General features: G+C 65.9%; 12 protein-coding genes and 1 pseudogene. 6 read left to right on the plus strand and 7 right to left on the minus strand.

Features of this window, described 5'->3' with window-relative positions; all coding sequences use genetic code 11:
• Nucleotides 1-231 precede the first annotated feature (231 nt).
• Together AB0877_RS07110 and AB0877_RS07115 are read left to right on the plus strand one after the other, a co-directional pair.
• Nucleotides 232-7,107, plus strand: a complete 6,876-nt coding sequence (locus tag AB0877_RS07110; RefSeq protein ID WP_366607427.1) for a polymorphic toxin-type HINT domain-containing protein — start codon at nucleotides 232-234, stop codon at nucleotides 7,105-7,107.
• Nucleotides 7,108-7,135: 28 nt separating this feature from the next.
• Entirely contained in the window at nucleotides 7,136-7,594 is a 459-nt protein-coding gene (locus AB0877_RS07115; protein ID WP_366607429.1) for an SMI1/KNR4 family protein, read from the plus strand.
• 366 nt (nucleotides 7,595-7,960) lie between these two features.
• Here the strand turns inward: AB0877_RS07115 and AB0877_RS07120 are convergent.
• The 6 genes and pseudogenes from AB0877_RS07120 to AB0877_RS07145 form a co-directional block, all read right to left on the minus strand.
• Nucleotides 7,961-8,209: pseudogene (locus AB0877_RS07120) on the minus strand (transposase family protein); the annotation flags it as partial.
• 231 nt (nucleotides 8,210-8,440) lie between these two features.
• Nucleotides 8,441-10,021: a hypothetical protein gene (locus AB0877_RS07125; RefSeq protein ID WP_366607431.1), complete on the minus strand. Its 1,581-nt coding sequence runs from the start codon at nucleotides 10,019-10,021 to the stop codon at nucleotides 8,441-8,443.
• Nucleotides 10,022-11,297: 1,276 nt separating this feature from the next.
• Nucleotides 11,298-12,995, minus strand: a complete 1,698-nt coding sequence (locus tag AB0877_RS07130; protein WP_366607433.1) for a hypothetical protein — start codon at nucleotides 12,993-12,995, stop codon at nucleotides 11,298-11,300.
• The gene (locus tag AB0877_RS07135) at nucleotides 12,992-13,648 is read right to left on the minus strand and encodes a hypothetical protein (RefSeq protein ID WP_366607434.1); all 657 of its coding nucleotides are present in this window, start codon (nucleotides 13,646-13,648) and stop codon (nucleotides 12,992-12,994) included. Before AB0877_RS07135 ends, AB0877_RS07130 begins: the two co-directional genes overlap by 4 nt.
• A 66-nt stretch (nucleotides 13,649-13,714) precedes the next feature.
• On the minus strand, nucleotides 13,715-14,008 hold the full coding sequence (locus tag AB0877_RS07140; protein ID WP_366607436.1) for a hypothetical protein: 294 nt from the start codon (nucleotides 14,006-14,008) through the stop codon (nucleotides 13,715-13,717).
• Nucleotides 13,995-17,309, minus strand: a complete 3,315-nt coding sequence (locus tag AB0877_RS07145; RefSeq protein WP_366607438.1) for a CHAT domain-containing protein — start codon at nucleotides 17,307-17,309, stop codon at nucleotides 13,995-13,997. The genes AB0877_RS07140 and AB0877_RS07145 overlap by 14 nt, the downstream gene beginning before the upstream one ends.
• Nucleotides 17,310-17,814: 505 nt before the next feature.
• Here AB0877_RS07145 and AB0877_RS07150 point away from each other — a divergent pair.
• The 4 genes from AB0877_RS07150 (at nucleotide 17,815) to AB0877_RS07165 (ending at nucleotide 20,306) form a co-directional block, all read left to right on the plus strand.
• Nucleotides 17,815-18,495, plus strand: coding sequence for an RHS repeat-associated core domain-containing protein (locus AB0877_RS07150; RefSeq protein ID WP_366607440.1), 681 nt, complete (start codon nucleotides 17,815-17,817; stop codon nucleotides 18,493-18,495).
• 101 nt (nucleotides 18,496-18,596) lie between these two features.
• Nucleotides 18,597-18,935 (plus strand): hypothetical protein, encoded by a 339-nt coding sequence (locus tag AB0877_RS07155; protein ID WP_366607442.1) that lies wholly within the window; start codon nucleotides 18,597-18,599, stop codon nucleotides 18,933-18,935.
• 16 nt (nucleotides 18,936-18,951) lie between these two features.
• Nucleotides 18,952-19,140 (plus strand): hypothetical protein, encoded by a 189-nt coding sequence (locus AB0877_RS07160; RefSeq protein ID WP_366607444.1) that lies wholly within the window; start codon nucleotides 18,952-18,954, stop codon nucleotides 19,138-19,140.
• Nucleotides 19,141-20,018: 878 nt separating this feature from the next.
• The gene (locus AB0877_RS07165; RefSeq protein ID WP_366607446.1) at nucleotides 20,019-20,306 is read left to right on the plus strand and encodes an NIPSNAP family containing protein; all 288 of its coding nucleotides are present in this window, start codon (nucleotides 20,019-20,021) and stop codon (nucleotides 20,304-20,306) included.
• On the opposite strand, the gene AB0877_RS07170 is transcribed toward AB0877_RS07165, so the two are convergent.
• On the minus strand, nucleotides 20,301-23,825 hold the full coding sequence (locus tag AB0877_RS07170; protein WP_366607448.1) for a WD40 repeat domain-containing protein: 3,525 nt from the start codon (nucleotides 23,823-23,825) through the stop codon (nucleotides 20,301-20,303). The two genes, AB0877_RS07165 and AB0877_RS07170, sit on opposite strands and share 6 nt — an antisense overlap.
• Between the last annotated feature and the right edge of the window lie 177 nt (nucleotides 23,826-24,002).

Below are 24,002 nucleotides of genomic sequence, written 5' to 3' on the forward strand. Positions count from 1 at the left end.
GGCTGTAGGTGCTGTGGTGGTGGTGACCAGCCTCCAGCACAGCACCCGCACGCATCGACCTTCGGCGGCCACGGTGCGCGCCGTCCTGTTGCACCAGTCCTCTACTCGAGTGGCTTTCGGTTCCTGGGAAGGGAACACATGTTGACGGGGTCCTCTCTTCGCCGGCTGCACCGGCGGATCTTCGGTACGCCAGCCCGCCGCCTGTCAGTGGCGGGGTCTCTAGCCGCCACGGTGGTCGCGTCGCTCCTGGTGGGTGTGCCCGCCGCCCAGGCCCAGCCCAATCGGCGGCCGCATCCGGTGCCGGCCGAGAAGTTGGACAACGACGGCGGGCCGGTCGCGGGTAAGGGCTGGGAGCAGCAGCGGGTGCAGTACGCGCCGGCGCCCGCGCCAGTGTGGCCGGGCGCCGGGACCGCCCACGTGGAGCTTGATACGACTGGTGCCCGTGTGGCCGGTGGCCGTGGGGCGAAGGCGGGTGATTTGCCCGTCTGGGTAGACCGCGCCGCAGGTAAGGCCGGCGAACGCCTCGCCGCGGTCGATGTGCAGGTAATGGACCGGGCGGCAGTGCCGCAGTCGTGGCGTGACGGACTTGTCATGAAGCTGAGCACCCCCCGCGACGAAGCAGCAGGCACGGCCAAGATCTCGGTGGACTACAGCAAATTCCGGTACGCCGCCGGTGGCGAGTGGGCGTCACGGCTGAAGTTGTGGCAGGTACCCGAATGCGCGTTGTCCACCCCGGATGACCCGCGGTGCCGGTCTTTCCCACTGCGCACCGCCAATGACCTCGCCGCCGGTGTCGCGACGGCGGAGGTCGCAGTGACCGCCGCGCGTCCACCGTCGGTATCCAGGACCGGCGAACGACCGTCGGGCGGTGCCGCGATCGAGCAGCAGGCGGCGTCGTTCGTGGTGTTGGCCGCAGGCGCCTCGGGCAAGGACGGTGACTTCACCGCCACCAGTCTGACTGCCTCATCATCGTGGTCCTCCGGCGACTCATCAGGCGACTTTTCCTGGTCGTATCCGGTACGCACCGCGCCGGCGACCGGCCCCGCGCCGTCGGTGACGCTGGCCTACTCGTCGTCGGCCGTGGATGGGCGATCGGAGGTGACCAACAACCAGCCCTCGTGGATCGGTGAGGGCTTCGACTACTCGCCCGGCTTCATCGAGCGCCGCTACGTGCCATGTTCCGAAGACATGAAAAACAGCGCGAACAACACCCAGCGCACCGGCGACCAGTGTTGGCGATCCGACAACGCCACCCTGAACCTAAACGGCGGCGGTGGCGAGCTCGTGTTCCAGGCGGGCAAGGGCTGGCACTCCCGCTTCGAGGACGGTGCGAAGATCGAGAAGCTGACAGGCGCGACCAACGGCGACAGCGGTGACTCGACCTACGGTGACGTGGGGGAGTACTGGAAGGTGACCACCACCGACGGTACGCAGTACTTCTTCGGCATGCATGCCCTACCAGGTCAATCGGCTAAGACGAACTCGACGCTGACCATGCCAGTGTTCGGCAACCACTCAAGCGAGCCCTGCCACCAGAGCACCTTCACCAGCTCCGACTGCGTCCAGGCATGGCGGTGGAACCTCGATTACGTCGTTGACGTACGAGGCAACACCATGTCGCTGTGGTACGGCAAGGAAACCAACAAGTACGCCCGCAACGTCACCGACTCCGACGACGTGTCGTACGACCGGGCCGGCTACCTCACCCGCATCGACTACGGCACCTACGACCGGACCGCGGCGACACACGGCGTCACCCAGCGCAACACCACGCCCTACGCCCAGGTGGTGTTCGACACCGACATGCGCTGCTTCTCCAATTGCGGCACCGAGGCGAGCCCAGTCAAGGACTCCTGGAAAGACACCCCCTGGGACCAGGAATGCAAAGCGTCCGCCACGTCGTGTCCGCAGCAGTACTCACCGACCTTTTGGACCACCAAGCGCCTAAAGACGATCACCACGAAGGTCTACGACACCACCGTGCCAACTCCTGACTGGCAGAACGTCGAGTCGTGGACCCTGAACCACACGTTCACCGCCACCGCAGACTCCACGCACACCGGCTTGTGGCTCGACAAGATCGACCACGCCGGGCACGTCAACGGAACCGTCAACCTGCCGCCGGTCACGTTCACCGCGACCACGCTGGCGAACCGGGTGCTGACCGAGCACGGCACATCGGACAACTGGCTGCGGATCTCCGACATCAAGACCGAAACCGGCGCAATCATCCACGTCGACTACAGCGACACCGAGTGCACCGCGGCCAACACCGAATCGCTGGCAGCCCACACGAACACGAAGCGCTGCTACCCGGTGCTGGTACCGGACCCGGACGACCCCAGCGGCGATCGACTCGTCACGCAGTGGTGGCACAAATACCGGGTCGAGCACATCGCCGAAAACGATGTGCAGCTCAAAGACAGCCGGCAAGCAGACGCCACCCACACCTGGTACGAGTACCCGGGCGCGCCCGCGTGGCACTACGCCGACGACGACGGGCTGTCCAAGCCGGACCGCAAGACCTGGTCGCAGTGGCGAGGCTACGCCCAGGTCAACACCCGCGTCGGGTCTGATCCGGCCACCCAGAGCTTGACCGCCACCAAATTCATGCGGGGTATGCACGGCGACAAGGCCAGCCCGTCCGGCGGAACACGCACCGTGACCGTCCCCGCTTCCGTCGGCTCGGAGACCGTCTACGACGAGGACCAGTTCGCCGGCCAGATCCGCGAACAGGTCGACTACAACGGGGTCGCGACCAAGCCGGTGTCGAGAACCGTGAACGTGCCGTGGCGGTCCCCGCCGACCGCCAGCCGGACGATCAACGGCGACACGGTTGAGGCGCGGTTCGTAAACACGCAAGCCACCTACACGTCCATCGCGCTTGGTGTGGACGGCGGGCGGGGCTGGCGTACCTCAGGGCAGACGACGAGCTTCGACGACACGTACGGCACGCAAAGGTGGTCACAAGATGATGGCGATATCTCGAAGACCGGCGACGAAAAATGTGTCAGCTTCAGCTACAACCGCAATCTGAGCAAGAACCTCACGGAAACGGTTAAACAAACGACTACCACGGCGCTGGCCTGCGGCAAGAACCCGGCCGGCGTCGATGACGTGATCTCCGACGTCAGGCTTTCCTACGACGGCGCGAGCAGCGCCGACACCCCACCAACGTTCGGTGCCGTCTCCAAGAACGAACAGCTCAAGGGCTGGGCATCGGACACGGGCACGGTATGGCAGACGGTCTCCCAGTCCACCTACGACCTCACGGGTCGGGTGCTCACCGCCACCGACATCAAGGGCAACGTCACCACCACCGCATACACCCCCGCGGTCGGAGGCCCAGTCACCAAGTTGGCCACGACAGGCCCTACATCGTTCAACTGGACCTCGTTCGCGGAAATGAACCCCTACTGGGGGTCCACCACCAAAACCACCGACCCCAACGGCAAAGTGACCGCTCAGGTGCAGTACGACGCCTTGGGCCGCACCTCCAAGGTGTGGAACCTAGGCTGGTCGATCGAAAGCAACCCGACCAAACCGTACGCCCAGTACACCTACAACTTCGCCTCCAACCGGGACACCTACCCGTACGTGACCAACCAGGTCCTCAACGCCGACGCCAACTACGTCACCTCCTACCAGATTCTCGACGGCCTGCTTCGGCCCCGACAAACGCAAAGCCTGTCTATGAGCGGTAGCGGTTCCCGGGTCGTCACCGACACCATCTACGACGAGTTCGGCCGGGCCGCCACCACCTACGCGGCCCACGCCGAACCAGGCACCCCGTCCGGAGCCCTTTGGTGGGAGCCGGAATGGTCCGTACCCTCGGTATCCAAGACCCTGTTCGACCGGGCATCCAGAGCCACCACCAGCATCTTCCTGGCAGGCGATGGCGAGATCAACCTGGTGGAGAAGTGGCGCACCGTCACCTCCAATGAGGGTGACCTGAGCACGGTCACCCCGCCGGCCGGTGCCACCCCCACCACCACCCTGACCGACATCGAGGGCCGCACCATCGCACTGCGGCAACACAACACCCCCGCCGGGGTGACAGGCGGCTATCTGGAAACCCGGTACGAGTTCAACCGCAAGGGCCAGGCTGTCAAGAACGTTGACCCTGACGGCAACCAATGGGTGTATGAGTTCGACGCCAAGGGCCGCAAATGGCGGACAACCGACCCCGACAAGGGCGTCACGACTACCACGTACAACGACGCCGACGAGCCGATCAAGACCGTGGATGCACGCGGCGAGGCGCTGTGGTACGTCTACGACGCTCTCGGCCGGAAGAAGGAACTGCGAGACGATTCCTCGACGGGCGCGCTGCGCGCGGAGTGGAAATACGACACCCTGTATACCGGTCAGCCTGGGTACAAGGGCCAGTTAACCCAGGCCATTCGGTACGAGCCGGCGGGTTCGGCGAACGCCTACAAGTGGCAGGTGCGCAGCTTCGACGCCCGGTATCAGCCCAAGGGCTTCCACTATGTGATTCCTGCGGTCGAGGCGGACCTGGACTCCACCTACGTCTACGGCTACGAATACGCCGACGCCACCGGCGCGCCGGTATCGCTCTCTTACCCGGCTGCTGGTGGTCTGGTCACCGAGCAGATCACCACCGACTACAACGCCACCACCGGCATGCCGACGAGCATCAACACCAGCCTGACCGGCTCGGTGGGCACCATGGCCACCGCCACCTACACCACTTTCGGTGAGCGCGACGGTTCGGTCTACAAAATGCCCAACGGTGTCTACACCCAAGACACCGTCTACCGGGATGAGGCGACCCGCAGGATCAAGCGCACCACCATCGAACGGCAAAATGTAGCGGGCACCGTCTCGGATCGCAACTTCGACCACGACGACGCCGGCAACATCACCTCGATCGCAGAAACCCCGCAAGTTGGTAACACGGACATCCAGTGTTTCCGCCAGGACGAAATCGGACGACTCAAGACCGCTTGGACGCCGAAGGTGGGGGTGGGCTGCAAGACCGACCCAAGCGTGGCTAATCTCGGCGGTCCGGCACCCTACTGGCAGGACTGGACGTTCACCACTACCGGCTCCCGGGTGACCGAGACCAGTCACACCGCCTCAGGGGAAACCATCCGCTCGTACGCCACGCCCACGGGAGGCCAGAACGTCGTACGCCCGCACGCCGTGACGGCCATGACGACGCGGGCCTCGGGTCAGAGCGAGGTAATCAACAGGTACGCCTACGACAACACCGGCAACACCACCTGCCGTCCGGCCGGCAACACCGCCAACGACTGCGCCACCGGAACTAACAGCCAAACCCTTGGCTGGAACGCCGAGGACAAACTAGCCACCGTCAGCTCCGGCGGTAAGAGCATCGAAACCAACATCTACGACGCCGACGGCGTACGGCTCATCCGACGCGACACCACCGGCACCACTCTGTACCTACCCGGCCAGGAAGTTCGTCGTCAAGGCGGCGTCAACACCGGCACCCGCTACTACAACCTCGCCGGCACGACGGTCGCTAGCCGCACCGCAGGCTCAGCGATCACCAACCTGACCTGGCTCTACAGTGACCACCAAGGCACCCAACAGATCGCCATCAACGCCGGCACCCAGTCCGTCACCACCCGCCGCCAAACCCCCTACGGCACCCCACGCGGAGCAAACCCCACCTGGCCCAACAACAAAGGCTTCGTCGGCGGCGATAACGACCCCACCAACCTCGTCAACATCGGCGCCCGACAGTACGACCAGGTGCTAGGCCGGTTCGTCTCCGTCGACCCGATCATGGACGTCGCCGACCCGCAACAGTGGAACCCCTACACGTATGCCATCAACTCGCCGGTCACGCTCAGCGACCCGTCGGGCCTGCTTTGGATCAATGACGGAGCCGGCACCTATGTGCCGCCTTCCCCCGCGACACCGCCCTCGAAGCCCAAGAAGAGCTTCTGGGGCAAAATCGGCAGCGGAATGCTAACTGGCGCGAAACGTGCAGTGATCGACCCCATCACCGCGACGGCGGTGCGGATCAAAGATTCGTGGGCCTCCGTCTATAACGACTTCAACGCCGTGATGGACGGCAAGATGTCGATCACGACCGCGCTCGGTAACGCAGGAAAGACCTACGCCTCAAACTGGAAATCCGCAGTAACTTCGCTGCCGATGGCTGTCGTCAACACCTACAAGGGGTTCGGAAATACCTGGAGAAGTGTTGCCAACGGAAACTGGGAAGACGCGGCGGCAAGCTGGACAGAGTCAGGCATCACGGCAGTATCAATCGCGGCGGGCGCGCGGACAGGCTTTAAGGGCAAGGGCGGGTGTTTGCACAGCTTCGCACCCGCCACCCCAGTGCTCCTCGCTGACGGCACCTCCCGTGCGATCGGTAATGTCGGGGTCGGCGACCTCGTCCTCGCCACCGACCCGGAAACAGGCGAAACCACCGAGAAGCCGGTCACCGACCTCCACGAGAACCAAGACAATGACCTCACCGACCTGACCGTACTAGACGAGAACGGTAAGACCGCCACCCTCCACACCACCCAGCACCACCCATTCTGGAGCAAAACCCGCAGAAAATGGACCGACGCGAAGGACCTCCAACCTACCGAGCGGCTACACAGCGCGACCGGCGAGGTGATGACCGTTGCCGCAGTCCGCAGCTTCACTGGCGACCAAACCATGCGGGACCTCACCGTCGCCGACGTTCACACGTACTATGTGGTGGCCGGCAAAACGCCGGTGCTGGTTCATAACTGTGGCGACACTCCTCCGGGTGTCAGCTGTAGTTGTTTCCCGGCGACGGGTGCGGGTCCGAATGTGCCGCCGATTCGGATTGAGGGGCCGTGGACTCGGGGCGATATTGGCCGCGGGGCGCATGGGCTGCGTCCGAGGCATCTAGGTGATCGTCCCGAAATTCACCACGCCGACCAAATGCCTGGATCGCCAATTCATGAACTAGACCAGGTTACGCACAGAGGGCCGGGTTCCCAGCTTCACCCGAATGCAAATAATCAAGGCGTCAGCGGTGCGATGCGGTCTGAAGACACGCAGTTACACTGGTGGTATCGCTCTCAGGAGCAAGGTTGGGGACATTATGGCCCTGACCTTTGGTACGACTAACCTTGCTGGAATAGCGAAGAGGTGAGTGATGGAGTTCGAAGAGCTTGAGGCTCAGGTTGAATCCTTCCGCGCGGGAATAGCAGGTAGGCAGTATCCGCCAGGGTTTCAACTCTTCGACTCCATGATTGCGACAGATGCGGAGCTCGCTGCCGTGGAGGCGGCGTTAGGGACGCAACTGCCGTCGAAATATAAGCGCTTCATGCAGGTGTTCGGTGGTGGCGTTTTCTCGTTCGTTGAACTATTGCCGGTCAGGTCCTCCGATGGTTCTGATGAAGATCTGTTCTCCGTGAATTTGGGCGCATACGCTGTACCGGACTTTGTTGCGGTTGCGCCGGTTGGCACTGGTGACTGGTGGGGATTCGTTTCTGAGAAGGGGGTGTGTCGCGAACAGGTAGATTTCCTCGACCACGAGGATGGCACCGTTCATTTCCAGTTCAGTGACTTTCTTCAATTTGTACTTGTAAAAGGGCTTCGCGTAGCGAGTTGACGCTGGCCGTCGAGATTGTCTCGCCGCCGTCGCCAGGACCTTAGAGGCACTACGACGCTGCGATGTCAGGTCCTGATCGACTGCGGCTGTCAATCCACGTTGCCGTCACGGTTGCTGTCGGTGGTGGTAATCCATTAAGGCTCTTCTGGATTAAATCTCCTTGTTCGCCGCGACGGCTGCCTCGGCAACTACCGCGCCGTGACGCTAGCCGCCGCCGGTGGCGGCGTCGCCGTGAGCGTGACGCCATCCACCAGAAGACGACAGCGCGAGTCGTGGCAGATCAGCGCACCTGATCTTGGCGATCGGCGGTTGGCTAAGGGACGTCTCGTAACTTGGTGAAGGCGTTGCCCGGCATCACGCCGGTGTTCAACCGGCGAGGATGATGTTGTGGAGGTTAGCGATGCCGGAGGCGGCGTCGGCCAATGTGTGGGCGGCGCGGCGGTAGTCACGCAGGATCTCGAAGCACTTCATCCTGGCCAGGGCATGTTCGACTCCTGCCCGGACGGTGCGGTGTTCGACGTTGAGGGCTTGCTTCCAGGCGGGCAGGTCGCTGCCGTCGGCGGGCTTGCGGTACGGCATGATCACAGTGGGGTTGCCCCGGTAGCCGCCGTCGGCCGCGGACGGTGGCAGCTCGGAGGTCGCGCTACGACCGAACCGCTGCCACTGCCTACCGACGAGCACCAGGAGTGGATGAGGCGTGCCTTCGGGTACCTGCTGAAGCAGGTTGCCGCACGTGCCGGGTACAACAACGAGACGACATAGTGGCATGCCGCGCATGCGCGCCCTTGACGGGGCAAGGCGGCCTGGTCGGGCCGGGCCGATTTACAGCAGCTCGCGACCCGCTCGTCATCGGCGCGGCATCGCCAGCTCAGCGGTTCGCGCGTCCAGGGCCAGATAGGTGTCCTCGGTCGCCGCTTCCAGTACATCTTGTCCAGGTTCTGGGGTGAGTCGCGCCGGACGGTCGATCAGCGACCACCAGTTGCGGCTCTGCGCCGATTCGAACGCTTCGCGCGTACGGTTTCGTGCCTCGGACCTGCCCACCTCTTGGTAGAGCAATTGCCTCCGTGCGGCATTGATCTGATCGGCGACGTCGTCAGCCTCGTCGCGGTGCGGGCGCGGGATCTCCTGATCCACCATCACCGCGATCTGATCCTGTTGCCGCGCTAGTTCTTCGCACGCGGCGTACAAGCGCCGGGACATGCCGAGCACGAGGTCGGTGCCGGGTACGGCGCCGGTGAGCATGTCGAGTCGATCTTCGCCAGGCCGCTGCAGATAGCTCGAATCCTGGCGAGCTCGCTGACGCTCCACGTGTGTGGACTCGTCGTCCTCAAGGAGCGTGACAGTGGCAGCGCTGCCGCGTCGGCTGCGCCGATCCTCGACACCCGGTCCGATCGGTAGAATCCGCAGTGATTCCGCCGGCAACGCTCGCAGCGAAAAGTATGTCAACATGCGTGACTGGGCAAGCATGAGAATCCGATCGGTAGCTGCGGCATCGGCCTGCTCCGGCCACGGGGACATCGCCGGATCATGATTCTCGACGTCGATTGTCATGAACAGTCGATCGGTGAGGCTGGTGCCGCACAGAACTTTGACGTGCGGCCCCGTCATCAGGCCGGGCCGGCAGAGCTGCGCCGCACCTTCGCGCAGACGTGGTAGACCGAGCCGGCGTCCTCCTTTGGCCTCGACGATCCAGGCAAGCCCGGTCGCGGGGTGATATCCGATGAGGTCCGGCAGGCCGAGCGACGGGGTCCACGCCGGTCCATGCCCGACTGGGGCCCGAGCCTCCGCGTGTAGCGTCGGCCCTAGGCTCATCAGGCCACGACAGGCCCACTCCGCCATCGTCATCCCGATGCGATATCCGAATGCGGACTGGGCTGTGTCCTCCGTACCGCTTGTGTAGATGACGTTTGGTTCGACGATGTGCCGGGCTACCGCGCCCGCGGACAGAATCTCGCTGCGGCAGAGGTAGGCGACCAGCGGCGATCTGCGGGCCACGATCTCGGACCAGGCAAGTGCCGGTACGGCGGTGAGCCATGCTGTCGGATCCCGGCCGACCGACAGCGCCGCGTCAAGAACATCCCGCCAAGTTGTGGTGGCCAGGTAATCGCCGCCGGCCGGGATCTGCGACCCTTGGCCTGGCCAGGGACGCCATGCCCTGGCAACCCGCGAGGGCATAGGTCGACGTGCCGGTTTAAGATCCGGGCCGGACCAGCGTATGAAGACCGGCACGTCGAACGAATCCTTGGCGGCGATGGGACTTCCCGAGGCTCCCGGCGGCGGCAACATCCCCGCATGATCGCAGGAGTTGACGGTCGTGCGCGAAGTCCCGATCTTTCGGCGGTCTCCGCCTGCCGTCTCGTCAATCTCGACGAGGTCCGCCGGGTCGACTGTTTCTCCGGCCGATTGGTCCAGCGTGTTGGGCGTCAAAGGTGATCAATCATCGTCGCCCGGGGCGGGATACACCTGTGGAGCATTGGTCTCACGCAACCCCAGCACCCAGGCCGCATGACCGGATATGCTGTCCGGCAAGTGTCCACCCCTCCGGGTGGCGTCCGCCCGTCTGGCGATGCTTCACGGCGAACTCCGGATCCGACTACCGGACGAACCACCTATAGATGATGCCAGACGGGAACACGAGCCGAATACATAGCGGTAGCTACACAGAGCGCGTGTGTCAGAGCAGCAAAGGCTTCTGCTAGTCGGAGCAGGACCTCAGTAATTGGCCCATAGGCGGCCGGGCTGAGTCCTGCGCGTCTCCCGCTCGGTCACGAACCGTAGGAGATCGTTGTGGAGAGCCACATTATGCAATCAAACCCGTTCCCCTGGGCCACCCTCATCGTGGTCGGCGTACCAGTGGCCGGTGCCGTAATAGTAGCTACCCTTGCCCTCCGAGGCTCTGACTCGGGAGACCGAGCGGACATCATCAAAGCGGCGGCCGGGTTCGCTGCGTTGACGTAGCCAGCTGGCCCACGGCAGGGCCGGGCGGCCCCCCATCTGCCCACACCGGACCTAGCCGCGCTTGCCATGCCTCGAACAGCGCCGCCCCCACGATCGTTGGGTGCGCTGCCTGCATGCAACAGCTCGAACCGATCGCGGCCGGTCGCCCCCTGACAGCCGCCGGGCACCGACCGCAACCGGGCCGCGCAGTAGCCCAACCGGCTCGTTCTTCTGATTCACCGCGCCCGAAAGGAACGCCGCCGCCTGCGCCCCGCCGAACGCCGCCGGCCCAGCCGCTAGGATCACGCCGCCGAGCAGACTGTCCAGAGGGTCAGCGCCTTCGAGTTGTGCCGGCCGAGCAGACACAGGGCGCCCTGATAAGTGAGAGCGGGGACCATCCCTGAGGCCACAACCTACCCCCACCCTCACCAAGACATGTGTCGACGCCGGCTTCGAAACCGCCTCGTCGGACACGGCGCCCAGCTCGGCATCGACGTCGACGTCGACGTCGTTAACAAGGACCCAGAGGTCAAGGGCTTCAGGATCGGGGCATCGCACCACGGCTGGGTGCTCTTCGGTGTTGAGATTCGGTGTTGAGACCTGCCGGTAGATGGGTTGCGACGGCACATTCCCGTGCCGAACCTGCCCGGCTGCTCCTGCGTGGCCACTTGATCTATTGCCGAGTAGCCGGCGTGGGGCGCAACGACCGGCTGATTGCCAGCCCGGCCAACACCGCCATGACCCGCGCGACGCAGCCCGAGGCTTTTCACCGCCAGTAGGTCGCGTTCATCAGTGGATCAGGTTCAAGATTATCTAGGCCGACCAGCGGTCGCCTGGTCTCGGCGCACCATGATTTCAACCGCCCGGTCGCCGCGTTCAGCGACTCGCATTGCGTTGGCGATAGGTAGAACGCGAGTTCGTGCACGGCGTCCCAGGCTTCGAAGATGTCGGCGAACACTGGCGGGCGCCTATCGGCGAATCGGATGTAGCGCTGGACTGCGCCGGCGACGTGCCGTCGATTCTGTCTGGGTCGCAGGTCGGGGAGAATATCCACGCCACCGTCAGCGCTGTACACAATGACGATCGTGGCTGGCGGATCGCTGTCGAGGTAGCGGACAGGATTGTTGTACCGGCTGCCCCGGGCCGGGTCGCCGTGCCCGGCCGCGACGCCGTCAAGGATCACCCCGATGGCATGGCACCGGCCGTGCGGATCGAGGAGGATCGCCCCGTCCATCGCGGTGAGCCGGGCTAACAGAGCAGTCGGTACCGGGTCCGGACGCACGGCAATGGCCTGTGGGGACAGCCGCGCCGCCTCTCCGGCAGCGTCTTGCGAGATCACTAACATCGCGCCGTGAGAGTGCTGACCAGCGGCCAGCGCGAGCTCGGTCAAAGCGCCGGTGTCGGCGTCGGGAAACAGGCGCTCGGCGAGTTCCCTGAGCCGCCCAAGGTCCAGGGCAGGAGCCGGCAGCCGCGCCTCGCCGTCGCGAATGCTGAGCAGCGCGCGATCGCCATAGCGCAGTTCCCAAGACGCGCGGCCGCGGAACGAGATCAGCAGGCCGGGCTGTTGCGATTCCCCGGTGAGCCGCCCGATGCCGTAGACCCTCGCCTCGTCGTCGAGCAGTAGCGCCGTCTCGGGGGAACTCGCCTCCATCAGCTTGCGGATCGTGCGCTTGTCCCGCAGTCCGACCGGCGTGTGCAGTTGCAGTTCGACGTCGACCATGTCTGGTTCGGGCGCGAGTAGCAGGGTGGCCTTCGCTGGGCGTCCCTCGTAAGGCAGGACCGAGAGGGCATTGAACAGAGCGTCGGGCTGACCTCCGTGCCGACCGACCACGCTGTGCAGTGTCGTCCGGATGAAGCGGGCGGCGGCGGCCCGTACGATGTCGGATTCCAGTGCTCGTAGTGGTAGAAGCAGGTCCCCGTCGATCGGAGCGCGCAGCGCGTTGCGCAACCGCTCCAGGATCTCCTCAGCCAGGGCGTGTATCAGGGACCGGTCGTGGTCACCGGACGGCAGGTGCGGGACCTTCTTGAGCGATGCGGCCTCGGTAGCCAGGACGACCTGCGTGTCGAGGCTGTCGGCGAGCACCGGACATCCGGCGAAGAACGCCCACCCGGCGCTGTCCGGGACTCGCTCGAAGACCTCCGTGATCGCTCGGCCTTGCAGCGAGTCCCGCAGGCTTCGGAGTCGACCCTCGGCGCTGGCCGCGGCCATGTGCACCGGGTGCGGGTCGGCGGCCTGCTCAAGCAGCTCGGTCACCCGATCTGGAACTGCAGCGAACATGGCCGGCTGGTAGGGGCCGTGTGCGGGCACAACTCGCGCTTCGCCGTCCCCGGACGGGAAGCCGACAAGCAGTACCTTCCAGTCGGCGTTGAAACCCACGGAGGCGCAGGCCGCCCGTATCGCTTCGCGAACCGAGGCGCGGTAGTGCTCCGGACGGGCCCATAGCAGACGGCCGGTATCACTCACGGTTGCGACCGGCGCTGGACAAACGGTCGCGGCCGGGCGAAATCGGTGGCCTGCAGTGCCGCCTCAGCGGTGCCGTAGCGGGTGGCGCTCCATTCCTGGAATCTGATCTCGCCCCGGGTGAGACGGTCGGTGTAGTAGCTCCCGACGAGCGCCTCGTCGTTCCGGGCACCGACGGCGGCGCTGGCGGAGCCACGGTGCGGTTCGCTGTGGCCTCGGTGCTCGGTCCGCGGTGTGTTGTCGTACGACCAGGTCAGCTGCCATCGCTTGTCTGGAAGCCGGACGAGACGGGCCTCCGTCGACAGCGACAACGACTCCTCGGTCAGCATCGTGATCGTGATCGTAGATGCGGTCTGGGCCACCTGAATGGCGGCGGCGACCGGAGCCATCCTGTTTCCGCTCGCGTCCGTGAACGACGAGGTGATCTTGCCCCGCCACGTCCCGGCTAGCACCGGCACGGCGGTCAAGCGGCGCACCAGCCGCCACCGCCAAACGTAGTGCTCGTAGGCAACCGCGAGCAGCGCGACAGCCGACGCCGCCACGGAGTACAACCGGAGTGGCGCCGGGGTGAGCTGCTGACCGGTGAAGACCGCCAGGACCAGCCACACGGCCGCCACGACGGCGACGATGAACTGCCGCTCCGCACGACTGGCCACGGCACCCCCTTCAGGACGCGTCCGACGTATTCTCAGTGTCGATGCCGGAAGCAACCATGGCCACCGCTACCACCGAGACTCGGCGGCGATCTCTCTGAGGCGCTCAATCGTCCGAGCCCATACCCGTGGCGTGGCCGTGGATCGGACGTCCTCGATGAGGATCGCCTCGAAGACTGGATGCTGCCGGGGCAGCACCGGTACCAGCAGAGTGACCACCTCGAACATGAGGTCCTCGTCGTCGGGCTCCTGAGCCAACGACCGCATGGCTCGTACGAGCGCCCGGCCCTGCTCAGTGCTCAGCCGCCGCTCGACGTCCGGCCAGTGCTCGGTCAGGGTCAGAATCGCGTCACGCAACGCCATCGACGACGTCACCACCGTCGGGCAGTCGGGCGCCGTACGCGGAGAACCCGCCCCACGCGGCGCAGTCGGCGTACAGACGAACGGCCGGATCGTCAGCGAGGCGGGTGAGACGCAGCGCGGCGAGTTCACGCCGCAGCCCTGATGGCAGTCCGAGCCGGCGGCCCCGTACCGGCTGGTCGTCGCCGAGCGCGAACAGGTCGGCGACCGTCAGATCGCGAAGCCACAGCTGAGCCGTTCGTAGCGCCGCAGCCGGCTGCCTGCCCTGTGACGTCTCCTGAACGAACACCGACAGTATTAGGGCGCTGACCCGGTCGCCGAGCTGCCAGCTGCTTATCACCGCGGCGCGGGCCCCGGCCATCAGCACGCCGGTGCCGAACCCGAGGATCTCGTCCGCCAGCGACTCGACCGTGGCCCCGGTGTCACAGCAGGAAGCGATGACCAAGTCCGGAGCACCTCCCCGGGCGACCAACAGGTCGGCGAGCAGAACCACGTGTTCCCGGTCCAGCTCTATCGGCGACCGTAGCGGATCGTCCTCCAACCAGCGGGCGTGACACGACAACAGCAGCCACGACACCTCGGGCAGGACCGAGAGCAGCCACTCCCGCCGATCGCCGTGTTCCGGCGGAATGTCCACCTGCTCGTACGCTAGGCGCAAAAGATCGGCTTCGTGGCGTGCCAGGGACAGCTCCGGGTCGGCGACCGCCGCGACCCCGGTCCGTCCACCGGGTGGCAGCGAATGGAGCCGCCGCGCGATCGTGGCACTCGGCAGGTAACGCACGCTCGCCTGCTCCAGCCAGCACGCCCCGTCGTCCGAAACTGGCAGAGCGTGCAGCGGCAATGCGCTGAGGAGCCCGGAGGCGACGACACCGATCTCGGTAAACCCATGCCGCACCAGCAGTTCACGGGCAGGTCCGGTGAGCTGCGGCGCCAGCAGGCCAGCGATCGCCGCCAAAGCAGTCGATCGTTGCCGGGTGTCCTGCGCCGCCCGCAGGTCGCGCACCAGCGGCCGCAGTTCACGAGCGGTAAGGCTGGACTCGTGGACCGTGGTGGGGCCATGGGCCGGCACCAGGATCAGCCACGACCCCACAGCACTGACGCCGACGTAGAGCACGGGCTCGCCGTCGCTTTCCACGCCAGGACCGAGTCTCGGGGCTGAGGTACCGAGCCGGTCCGCCAGTAGCTTGCCCCGGAATTCCTCGATGGAAGTCACTGCGGCCTCGAACGCCCCGTCCCGCAATGCTGCGGAGACGGACCAGCCCGCCACCGACGACCAGGACAGCGGCTCGCCGGGCACACCCAGCTCGGCCAGTTGGGCCTCCGGATCGGTCACGGAGCGGTAGAGCACGTCCAAGGCGTCCATCGACTGCCGGAACGCGTCACGGGCCGCCGCGAAGTCACCCGTACTGAACCGGTAGCGTCCGAGATTGGCGGCGATGACGGCGACGTGAGCGGGCAACAGATCGGCGGGGCAGTCGTCGAGAAGACCGGCGAGCAGCCGGCCAGAGCCGTCTCCGTCGCGATAGCGGACGCCGCCTCGGGCAGTCTCGTCGCGGACTGGCATACCCAGCATCGCGGCGTGGTTCAACCCGATCCGTACCACCTCAGGATGGCCCCGGGAATACCCGGCGAGGGCGGCGGTGTGGGCAAGCCCGGTCAGGTCGGCCGCCCGGTCCAGGAGGACAAGGTTGTGGAAACCCTCGTCGTGGTACAGCGAGCCCAGCACACTGCCCGCGTTGGACAAGACCTGTGGGTCTGGTCGGGGCGCCTGTACGGCCGCTATCGCCAACGTCTCGGCGACTGCCGCCACCTCGGCAATAGTCGCCGACGCCGGATCGAGCTGACGCAGCTGATACAACGCGGACAGCCGATTCGACTCGACGATCAACAGATCCGCCTGCCTCAGCAGCCCACGCTGTGCCGGATCCTCCAAAAGTTCCTGGTAGATCGCCAATGCCTTCTCGGTGGCCGCACGACGATTGCCGGGCCGCCGCTCGGCCAATAGCGATGCCAACACGAGCCGGGATCGGAGCAGCGAGTCGGGCCGCTGCGGGGTGAGCGTCCGCGCCAGGTGTAGCGCCCAGGCAAAACACTCCTCAGCATGCTGTTGGTTGACAGCCCTCCCGCCGTGCTGGCGGTGGGCATAGGCGACGCCTAGGTTGTGCACGAGGTCGGCCAGGACCGGATCCGCAGTGCCCGCGGCGCTGACAGCTGCCGCGGTCAGCAGCGTGATCGCTTGTTCCCGGGCTGCGACCGAATTACCCTCCTCAAGATCGAGCAACGCGGCGCCAAGATCGTTAGCGACCAGCAGAGTCAGCGGGTGCGCTGCCCCGAATGTCGCGGGCAAGAGTTGCATGGCCGTCAGCCCGGCGGGGATCGCGACGCTGAGATCTCCCGGACGTCGGCCTGGCGACTCGTAGAGAGACATGAAGAAGAACGCCAGCTTCTCGGTGAGGAACGCGAGCCGATCGGGCTGGTCGGAGATCATCTGCAGGAGCTGCTCGAAGGTGGTGCGGCGTTCCGCATCCGGCAGATCCGCACCCCTGTCAGCGGCGGACAACACCGCGCGGCCGGACTCGTCAAGGTGCTCCCAGGCATCCGGAGCGACCGGATCGTGCGGCCATCTCCGCCGACCGGTCTCCACCAGTCGATATTGGGCTAGCCGAACCGCCTCTGGCATCTCCAGGAGGCCGACTAACCGGCGGCCGACCACGCGGCACACCGGCGCCCAGGCCGGATCGACCAGTGCCGGGTGACGCCGGTACACCTCCAGGACGGCCGGTTCGTCCTCGGCACTGAACAGCTCGAGCACCGCCTCTGTCACGTCCGGCACCGTGGTCCGCGCCCGGACCACCTCGAAGTCCTGGCCGGTCGCCGCGGTCGCCGTACCGTCGTGGCCGACGCGGGCCAACTCGAAACCGCTGTACCTGTCGGCAATCGCCGTGATCTGATCGTGACCGACTCGCACCGGTGAATACAGCGGAAGATCGACCTGCGCATCGCGTACACGGCGCACGAGGCCAGTCACCACAGCATCGGGCACTGCGCCGCCCGGCACACTCAGCAGCCATCGGACCGGATCGCCGGGGCGCAGGACCAGGACCGGTGTGTCCAATGAGATCCCCGCGCCGCAGACCGGGCACGCCACCACCGGACATTGCCGATTGAGCAGGGCGACAGCCTCATGATCACGCCAGTCACACGCCGCCACAACCGGGTAAACCTCGTCGTGGCGGCAGCTTTTGCAGAGCAAGCGCCGCTGGTCGACCAGCCGAGGAAGCACGTCAGCCGGTTCCAGAGACATAAACACCAGTCTGTCAGGCGTACCTGATCTCATGCGTGCGGCGGTCGCCCCTCGGCCCGGTCTCAATCCGCCACCTTGTTGGGTGCGATTTCTCGAAGCGGTGACGGCATCTACGATCGACGGCTTCGCCGGCCGCGAATACGACGGCGGCCTATCCGCCGCCAACGGCCGCCGCACCGTATTCCGCTGACCCCGTGCTTGCGAATGATCGCCTTCATCGGCATCCCTCCGCCCAACGGCCACACTCACCACCAAGCCCTCCGCGCCTTGGCCAACCGCCTCGTCGGCATCCTGCACGGCTGCCTACGCCACCACAGCACCTACGGGGAAGCCACGCCTGGCCAGCCATCGAGAAACAACCACTGGTCAACGCAGCTTGACTTCTTACGCACGGAGGATGTCTATGGCGGCGGGTGGCCCGGTCCGGCCCTGCCCCCGTTTACCCCCCGAAAACTCATGCCAACGGGTGACGACTGGCGGCAGACGTTGATCAGTGGGCAGCTGCGTGGATATCCGCAGGCAAACTCCCTACGGCAGCCCGCGCGGATCGAACCCAACCTGGGCCAACGCCAAGGGCTTCGTCGGTGGCGACAACGATCCCACCAACCTCGTCAACATCGGTGCCCGACAATACGATCAGACGCTGGGCCGCTTCATATCCGTCGACCCAGTCATGGATCTGTCCAGCCCACAACAATGGAACGCCTACTCCTACGCCAGTAACTCACCCATCACGCGGAGCGACCCCAGCGGACTCATTGACACCGACTGCCTGGAAATGTCGAGCTGCCCCGACTATCGAATGGGTGACGAAAAGGGCAACGCCAGGAACAAGGCCAGTTCGAACAAGGCAAATAGCAAACCATGCTGGCCGCGGTGCTCCGGCTCCAAGCCGATATCCAAAAAGGGATCAGGCCCGAAGATCAAGTTTTCTGGTGCTTTTGCTCCCTGCGCTAATCCCTTCGTCTGTGTGGGCCCAGCCCCCGCACCTGTGGCGGTGGCAGACACCCTCCCGACCGGGCAGTGGATGTGCCTGGCAAAAAATGCGTCAACGGATCACCGTCGATGCAATGCGCCACCGAGTCCGTCTGCAGCAATGTTTACCCATACCTCGAAGGCGGAGACTACAACTGTAGTTCATCTGCCCTCTGCATCCTTTTGGGTACTGCAGAAGTTATCAATATAGGCCTGGCCATTTCCGCCCCAGCGCTCGCCGGGTCCGTCGCTGGCCTGGGCTCTCTCCGAGCTGCGGCAGGCGGTTCACGTGGCGTGAGTAGATGGGGCGGCGTGATCTCTGAGGAGGGCGTCAATGCGGCGGGTGGGCGGCTATTTACGTCCGCCGGAGAAATCAATCAGAGTGACTTCGCGGGCATCGTCAACAGTGCCCTGATGCAAGGTGACGACGTTCATATCATCTCTGGCGCGCACGGCCTCCCTGACGGCTCGTGGATTTCGGACGCTTCCATGTATGCCGATGACGTAGCGAGATTTGGTAACATTCCGGGAGTGAGAGTCCACAATTTGCCAGTGATGACGCCCGGCTCAGTCAGGCAGGTGCTGGAAGGGCAGGGAACGATCATCGGCGGCTTCTGCAATAGTGGTGTTTGTCTTGCCCCCTTCAAGTGACCGCATGGAAGGTGCTGTGAACATCGACAAGGATCCACCGCCGCGGGAATATATAGGCATGATCTGGATCGAAGACAAGCCGGGCGTTCGCCTGCGCATTCTTGCCAGCTCCCTCGACGAGGCGGAGTCTCGCGTTATCGAGGAGTACGGAGAGGGGCACGTCATCTCGATCTGGAACGAGGAGGATGCATCGAGACCGCGATAGTGTCGCGCGTTGACCCCGGAGGTGATGCCCCTCTGGGTTTCGTCAAGGAATTGGGTCGGCGTCGGGACTGTGGGGAGGGCAGGATGGCGTGGTGCGCGTTCTGCTGCGGGATGACGTCAGGTGGTTCTTCGATCCCGGGTTGATGGGGTCGTTGCCGGAGGTCTGCGTGCCTGGCGCCGTCGCTGGAGGACTGGCAGTCGGCGCGTCGCCTCATCCAGGTCCGGGTTTCCCTGGTGGCCGGGCTGAGCCCCTTTGACCTGCGCATAGGTCAGCGTTCGTCGATCGGCACCACCGAGGCTGTTCGAGCCGGCGGTTCCGCAGCGTTGGGCATTCAGTACGCATGCTTTGAAGCGGGCGCGGCATGCTTGGGGCTCAGCGGGGCGGTCAGACCTGGCGGGGGTCTGTGCGGGACCGTTTACCCCCCGAAAACCCCGCCTAATCGTTGACGAAAGGTGACAAGGGGCGATGAGCGCCTGACGGTGTCTCTGCAGCTCAGCGACCATTTTCGGTAAGCAATGACAAGCTTAGTTCGGTTACTGTTGGTAACAAGGGGTCGTAGGTTCGGATCCGCCCGTCCCGACCGATTGACCTAAGAAGATCTCCGCAAGCGGCGGTGGAGACATCCGGTAACGGATGATCTTTTGGCGGTAACCGCATGGACCGGTACAGCGGCCTGATCGCCGCTGATCGTTCTGGCCTGCCGCGTCGATGGCAGACAGGATGCCGGATGGCGTCAGGAAAGAAGTGCCTCGCCGTGTGGTCAGCGGCGTGCAGCGCTGCATGGTGTGGCGGGCATGGTTCCGCCGCGCCGACTAGGGTCGATGGCGTAACGCCCTCTGGGTCGCGCCACGGGTGAGGTGACAGGTATCGCACGGTCGGTGCAAATCCGTATCTACACAGTCCGCGCTGGGCTGCTGGATGAGTGGGTGGACAGGTGGCAGCGCTTGGTCGTCCCGCTGCGCCGTGATCTCGGTTTCGAGATTCATGGGTCGTGGAAGGACCGGGCGCGGAATCAGCACGTCTGGGTGATCTCGCACGAGGGCCCTGAGTCATTCGATGAGGCCAACGCGGCCTACTGGGCCTCGGAGCGTCGTAAGACGCTCGGCTTGGACCCGGATGACTACCTGGTGGGCGAGGAAACCCGCGAGGTCGAGCAGACCCTATGAGCCCGCGTCGCCGGGCAGTAGGTGCGCCTGCCTCTCGTCGTCGGTGAGCGCGCGGAACACCCGTGAGCGCGCTACGGCGGTCAGGTCGTCCAGGTCGACGGAGTCCGTCCAGGCGCGGGCAGTGCCGTCCGCTGAACCAGTGACGACCTGCCGCCCATCCGGCAGCCACGCGAGGCTGGTGACGCCGTCGCGGTGGACGCCGATTACTTCGCCCTGGTCGTCGTTCGCGCAGTCCCAAATTCGTACGGTGCGATCGTCGGAGCAGGATGCCAGACGCTGGCCATTGGGAGCCCAGGCCACTGCGCGAACGCGCTTGTCGTGGCCGGTCAGTACCTGCGGCTGGTTGGTGCCAGTGGGGTCCCAGACGCGGATGGTCCAGTCGGCGGAGCAGGTGGCGAGCCGACGCTCGTCGGGTGCCCAACTGATTGCGTCGACGTAGTTCTGGTGGCCGGAGTGGACCGTGCTGTCGCCGGGGTGTTCGATGTCCCAGACGCGGACGGTTCGGTCGTCGGAGCCGGAGGCGAGGTAGCGGCCGCTCGGAGACCATGCAAGCGCCCCTACCCAGTCGGCGTGCCCGCGTAGGACGCCAGCGGAACTGTCGGTGCGGACGTCCCACACCCGTACCGAATTGTCCTTGCAGCCTGCGGCCAACCGGGACCCGTCCGGTGACCAGGCCAGCGATTCGACCTCCGCGTCGAAGCGCAGGTCGCCGCCGTCGGCGCCGATCAGGTGAGCCGAGCCGTCGCGCAGGGCCACGGCGAGTACGTCGCCTGTTGGTGAGCAGGCAAGGGCCACGACCGGTTCTGGCCACGCAGTGACGGCGGCTGTGCCGTCCGGCTGCCAGGTTCGTACGGTGCCATCGGCGCCACCGGTGACGATCCTCGCCGTCCAATCCAGCGCGAGCGCAGTCACCGGTCCGTCGTGGCCAGCGAGTAGCCGTTGCTCAGCTCCATGCGGCTGGATCGTCCACACCCGGGCGGTGCCGTCACCGGAACCGCTGACCACCCGTCGCCCGTCCGGGGACAGTGCGACGGACCAGGCGACCTGGGAGTGCCCGCGTAGCTCGGCTACCTCGCGCAACCGGTTGACGTCCCAGGCGCGGATGCTGCCGTCGCCGCTGGCGAATACGACGGTACGGCCGTCGGGGGACCAGGCGACCGACCAGACCGGTGAACCCTGACCGCCGATGACGTGTCGGGTCTCGCCGATCGCCAGATCCCAGATTCGTACGGTGTGGTCACCGGAGCCGGTGACGAGTTGGCTGCCGTCGGGGGACCAGTCGACGGCCTCGACGAAGTCGCCGTGCCCCGTCAGTCTTTGCTCCGCTGTAGAGGTGGAGAGGTCCCAGACGATGACGGACCGGTCGTGGGAGGCGGAGGCCAGCCGGCGGGAGTCGGGGGAGAACCGCAGGCCCCACACGTCCCCTTCGTGACCAACCAGATGAGCGCCAAGCTCCCAGGTGGCGGTGTCCCAGACTTGGACCGTCCGGTCTCGGCTCGACCCGGCGAGGCGGGAGCCGTCTGGTGACCAGGTGACACCGCGTGCCACATCTCCGCAGGGCAGCACCGCGGCCATTTCCGCCGTTGCCGCGTCCCACACCCGGACCGTGCCGTCCCGAGAGGCGGTAGCGAGCCGGGTGGAGTCAGGGGACCAATCAACGGCGTCCACCATGCCGGTGTGCCCGCGCAGCACCCGGATGACCGTGCCGGTGTCGGCGTGCCAGATCCGCGCCGTGCCGTCTCTGGACGCGGTTGCCAGATGCGCGCCGTCGGGTGCCCAGGCGACTCCGCGGACGGCGTCAGTGTGCCCGGTGAGCACTGCCTCGCTGTGGCTGAACGCCAAGGCCGCCATCAGGGCCCGGCGGGCGACGGGCGTTGGCGGGCACTCCTGCAGGGCGGCCGCGGTCAGCAGTACCGCGAGTTCCGGGTATCGGTCGACATTGCCGAGCGCGAACTGGCCGATCGTCTCCGACACCCGGTGCAGGAACGCGGTGTCTCGGCTGCGGGAGGCGCTCACCAGGGCACGCGCGGTAGGGCTGTCCTGGCCGGCCGACTCCATCGCTTCCAGCCACTGCCCGGCCAGCGCAAGCCGTTCCCCGGTGAGCAGGTAGTCGACGCTGCGCCCGGCGTGCACCCAGTCCGCCGCCCACCGTTCCAGCTCGGTACGCCGACGCAGTTGCTCCGCCCGCGCTTCGACCTGCTGGCGCAGCGGCGCCCACCGGCGGAACAACGCCTCGTGAGCGACCTGCGCGCACGGCTGACCGTCGATCACGTCGGTGGTCAGAAGCCGAGCATCGGTGAAGACGGCAATCACCCGACGCTGATCATCGGACAGGTCCCGCAACGGCACCCGGCGTCGAGTCGGTTCGGTGCCCTCCATCGCTACCAGACGGAGCAGGGTGTCCAGGACGTCCTCGGTGCTGCTCTCGCGCCGCACTTCAGCCATGACGCTGTCGGCCTGACGACCCAGCGCCCCCGCGACGCCGCCGAGTGCCTGGTACGCCTGGCGGGTCGCCGTCTGCCCCGGGCCCGCCGCTCGGTGCAGTTCCTGAAGCAGGTACGCCAGCAGCGGCAACGCGTCCGGTGTAGCGGTGTCGGCGACGATTTGGTCGACGAGTCCGTCTTCGAAGGGCATTTCGGCGAGCTGGGCGGGCTGCTCCACAACCGTGACGAGGTCCGCCGGCCGCATGGTCCCGAGCGCGACCGGGCTAGCGAACAGCTCCGGGCGCGGCCCGGCAAGGAGATCGGCGAGGAACTCGACGCGGAGCGTCGCGACAACCCACAGCCTCCGGTCGGCGTCCAGGGCCACCGCGATCTGTTCCAGGAACGTCGCCTGTTCAGCAGGGCTGGACAGGGTTACCAGTTCCTCGAGCTGGTCGAGAATCAGCAGGACGCGCCCGCGCCGGTGGCCCTCGCGAGCCCGCCAGGCGGTCAGATGACGGGCGACGCTGTCAGGGCGGGACCGCACCTCCCGCAGCGCGGAGGCCCGGTCGACGGCACCCAGGGTGACCGCCAGGTCCGCGAGCACACCAAGCGGCTCACCCGCCGGCGTGACCGCTGGCAACACCTGCCACCGTCCCACTCGCAGCCGGGGAACCACGCCAGCATGCACCAGCGAGGACTTGCCGCTGCCGGAGGCGCCGGTGACACAGACGAACCGTTCGGACACGTCCAGACCCAGCTCATGCAGGCGTCGCACCAGCTCAGCGACCTGCTCCTCCCGACCGAAGAACACCGACGCGTCCTGCTCGGTAAAGGCAGACAGCCCGGGATAAGGGCTGCGATCCGCCCGCCACACGGGCCGCGGACTACGGGGCGCCTGCCACCACAGCACCAGGCCGTTCCCGACGATCAGCACCACCAGCAGCACGATCAACGCCGGACCGGCAACCTGACGGATCCCGGCGCTCAGTGGTGACGTGTCGGCATTGGCGAAGAAGTTCGCCGCGATCTCCAGCAGAACGGCGATGATGAGCAGCGACAGCTGAAGGGCAATGGGTGGACGTCGACTCGGCCGCACCAACCCTCCCAGCGATGATCCCCGATGGGTTTACGGTAGCGGGTCGGCGCCCGCCCCGCGCATCACGGCTGGGTGGCGCGGGCCGTAACACGCGACGACAGCCACGGCGTCAACCAGGGCTTCTGGGTAGCGCGTCACTTGACGAGCACCGCAGCTGCGCCAACTTTGGGAGAACAT

Origin of the sequence: Micromonospora sp. NPDC047644 (assembly GCF_040704315.1) — a bacterium.
Taxonomy (GTDB): domain Bacteria; phylum Actinomycetota; class Actinomycetes; order Mycobacteriales; family Micromonosporaceae; genus Micromonospora.

Coding starts and splice junctions, on each gene's coding strand:
- AB0877_RS07115 (WP_366607429.1), top strand. CDS start 7,136: ATGGAGTTCGAAGAGCTTGAGGCTCAGGTTGAATCCTTCCGCGCGGGA.
- AB0877_RS07140 (WP_366607436.1), bottom strand. CDS start 14,008: ATGGCGTTGCGTGACGCGATTCTGACCCTGACCGAGCACTGGCCGGAC.
- AB0877_RS07145 (WP_366607438.1), bottom strand. CDS start 17,309: ATGTCTCTGGAACCGGCTGACGTGCTTCCTCGGCTGGTCGACCAGCGG.